Annotated in this window: 4 protein-coding genes, 1 tRNA gene and 1 pseudogene; 2 read left to right on the forward strand and 4 right to left on the reverse strand. The window is 69.3% G+C overall.

The window, feature by feature from the left end; translation table 11 throughout:
- Positions 1-368: peptidylprolyl isomerase (locus ACFE7F_RS15790; protein ID WP_375404801.1), on the reverse strand; the 368-nt coding region annotated here is incomplete at its 3' end.
- A 91-nt stretch (positions 369-459) separates the two neighbouring features.
- On the opposite strand from ACFE7F_RS15790, the gene ACFE7F_RS15795 reads away from it, so the two are divergent.
- Positions 460-550: transfer RNA gene (locus ACFE7F_RS15795), tRNA-Ser, on the forward strand.
- 32 nt (positions 551-582) lie between these two features.
- On the opposite strand, the gene ACFE7F_RS15800 is transcribed toward ACFE7F_RS15795, so the two are convergent.
- From ACFE7F_RS15800 to ACFE7F_RS15810, 3 genes are all read right to left on the reverse strand, one after another.
- Positions 583-801, reverse strand: coding sequence for a hypothetical protein (locus ACFE7F_RS15800; protein WP_375404802.1), 219 nt, complete (start codon positions 799-801; stop codon positions 583-585).
- Between the two features lie 231 nt (positions 802-1,032).
- On the reverse strand, positions 1,033-1,278 hold the full coding sequence (locus tag ACFE7F_RS15805; RefSeq protein WP_375404803.1) for a glutaredoxin domain-containing protein: 246 nt from the start codon (positions 1,276-1,278) through the stop codon (positions 1,033-1,035).
- A 169-nt stretch (positions 1,279-1,447) separates the two neighbouring features.
- Positions 1,448-2,371 (reverse strand): Gfo/Idh/MocA family protein, encoded by a 924-nt coding sequence (locus ACFE7F_RS15810; RefSeq protein WP_375404804.1) that lies wholly within the window; start codon positions 2,369-2,371, stop codon positions 1,448-1,450.
- A 136-nt stretch (positions 2,372-2,507) separates the two neighbouring features.
- Here ACFE7F_RS15810 and ACFE7F_RS15815 point away from each other — a divergent pair.
- Positions 2,508-2,880, forward strand: a pseudogene (locus ACFE7F_RS15815) (sodium transporter); the annotation flags it as partial.

Here is a 2,880-nt window from a genome sequence, read left to right on the forward strand (position 1 = left end):
ACCTTCCCCAACCCCGCCGGCAGCGGCTTCTTCTCGCTCGCGTCGCCCCATTGCGCGACGTAATTGTCCTGTACCCGGTTGACCGACAGCCCATCCCACCAGCGCGCCCGCGCGAGCAGGCGGATGTTGGCGACCCAACCTTGCGAGAAGGGCGCGGGCATCAGCTGGATCGCCACCCGCCGTGCCCGCCCGTCCGCGCCCGGCGCGAGGTCCATGACGAGCAGGTCCTCCGCCGCGATCGCGCGCCAGTCGCCCGCAGGCGCGGCGGCGGCGATCTGCGCCGGCGACAACGCGTCGGGAGCCGTACGCCCGGCCGACTGCGCGGCCGCCGCCTGGGCGAGGAGGAGCGGGAGCAGGACGGTGATCACGCCCCGAACCTGCACCGAACCGTCCGGCCGCGCAACGCTTGCACGGACGCTTCGGGGTCGATACGGCGCACCGCTTCCAGGCTTGGAATGCGGAGCGGTGGCCGAGTGGTCGAAGGCGCTCGCCTGGAAAGTGAGTATGCGCCAAAAGCGTATCGTGGGTTCGAATCCCACCCGCTCCGCCACTCTCCCCATCCCGCTTTCACCCCGTCCCGCCTCACCCCATCTCGAAGCCCGCGACGCCGTGCTCGCCGCCGTCGGTGCGCTCGCGTCCGGCGAGGAGGTTTTCGAGCTCGGACAGGCTGTGCGGTACGTCGAGATGCTGCGCGCCCAGGAACAGGCGGCTACCGTCGCCTTCGGGGACGGCGTGGGTCAGCTTGTCGAGGTCGACCAGCGCTCGGCCCGACGGCAGGATCTCGAGTTGCATGAAGCGCACGGGGATTCTCCGAAATGGTGGAACGGACGCGCGCTATGCGGCGTCGCGCGTCCGGCGGATAGGGGGGCGTGTGTCGCGTCGGAGGTCATCACCACCGCCGGCCTCAGACCGGGGAGGGTGTAGGGCATACGCCCCGCATAGCCCCAGCCGAAGCGCACCGGATGCTCGCCCGTGTCGCCGACCGTGACGCGGGGGGTCCGCGGGTGGGGGTCCGCGGGCGCGCTCGTCCGCTTAAGCCGTGGCGAGGTGGCGTTCCAGGTCGTCGGCCCCGCCTATCGCCACGCCGTCGATGAAGATCAGCGGCGTGGTCGCGACCCCGTGTTCGGTCTTGAACGCCTCGACCTCGTCGCGTGAGGAAAGGATTTGGTCGTCGACTTGGTATCCCGCCGCCTCCAGCATTTCCTTGGCGCGAACGCCGAAGGGGCAGGTGTGATCGGGCAGCACCATGCGGTGCAGGGTTGCGTGTCCGTTGGCCATGTCCGTCGTCTCCGAGCTGCTGATCGGCTATAGCGCGGGAACGGCCACCTCGTTCCGGCTTGTCGCCGTAAAGCCGACCCGGGCGGGCAGGTCGACCGTATCCCCGCCGAGCAGCCCCGCCGAGCACCCCCGCCGCCGGACCGACCGCGGCGTCCCGGTCGGCGGGATGTCAGAAGCTGAACGCGTCCACGCGTTCGTGCCTGGCCAGCAGCATCGCGTCGGCGACAAGCTGGAGCGGGCGGATGTCGACATCCGACCGGCCGGCCGCGATCAGATCGGCGAACCGGGCGTAGAGCCCCGGATATTCCCGGTTCTCGCCGGGCCGGGGCGTCTCGCCCGGCAGCTCCAGGCGACTACCGCCTTCATGGAGTTTGAGGGTGCCCGCGTCGGTATCGACTTCGATGTCCCAGCTCTGCGGGCCCGTCTGCAGGAAATCGAACTCCGCCGATCCGGCCGCGTCACCAATATGCAGCGCGAGCGAGGCGGCGATCGGCGCATCGCGGTTCTCCGGGGTGCGCAGCGTCGCTCCCTCGATGAACAACGCGTCCGGCAGGATGGCGGTGACGATCGACAGGGCGTTGATCCCAGGGTCAAACACCCCGAACCCGCCCGGCGCCAGGATCCATTCCTGCCCGGGATGCCAGCGGCGGATGTCCTCGCGCCAGTTCACCCTGAGGCCCGTCACCCGCTTGTCCGCCAGCCAGGCGCGCGCGGGCTCGACCCCCGCCGCGGCGCGCGAATGCCAGGAGGTGAACAGGGTGACGCCCGCCCGCTTCGCGCGCGCGGCGAGGTCGTCCACTTCCGACAGGCTGGTGGCCGGCGGCTTCTCCAGCATGACGTGGAGCCCCGCCGCGATCGCGCTTGCGGCGAGCGCATGCCGGCCCGCGGACGGCGTGGCCAGCGATACCGCGTTCAAGCCGGGCGAGGCCGCGACCAGCTCGTCGATCGTGCGAAAGACGGGCAGGCCCTCGACCCCGCCCTTCCGGTCGACGCTCGCGACCAGGTCGAACCGGTCGTTGCCGGCGATCGCGGGCAGATGCTGATCGCGCGCGATCTTGCCGACGCCCACCATCGCCAATCGGATCGCCGCCATCGTCTCTTCCCCTCGATAAACCCCGCCGACCATAAGCGGTGGATACGCGCGCCTCAATGCTGGACATGCCCGTATAATCTTATCATTCAATGGAACGGGAGCGCGGGATCACCGCGCCCGACGAGGGGAAGCGCCGGTGGGATTGTCGACACTCGATCTGGTGGTGGTGGTCGCCTATGCGATCGGCATCTTCGGGCTGGCGCAGTGGGTCAGCCGCGAAAAGGCGGGCCATCAGAAAGACACGTCCGATTATTTCCTGGCGTCCAAGTCGCTCCCCTGGTGGGCGATCGGCGCGTCGTTGATCGCGGCGAACATCTCCGCCGAGCAGATCGTCGGCATGGCGGGTTCGGGCTACGCCATCGGCCTGGCGATCGCGTCCTACGAATGGATGGCCGCGCTGACGCTGCTGATCGTCGGCAAGTATTTCCTGCCGATCTTCCTGCGCAACGAGATCTACACGATGCCGCAGTTCCTGGAACAGCGGTACGGCCCCAGCATCCGCACGTTGA

Origin of the sequence: uncultured Sphingomonas sp. (genome assembly GCF_964235535.1) — a bacterium.
Classification (GTDB): domain Bacteria; phylum Pseudomonadota; class Alphaproteobacteria; order Sphingomonadales; family Sphingomonadaceae; genus Sphingomonas.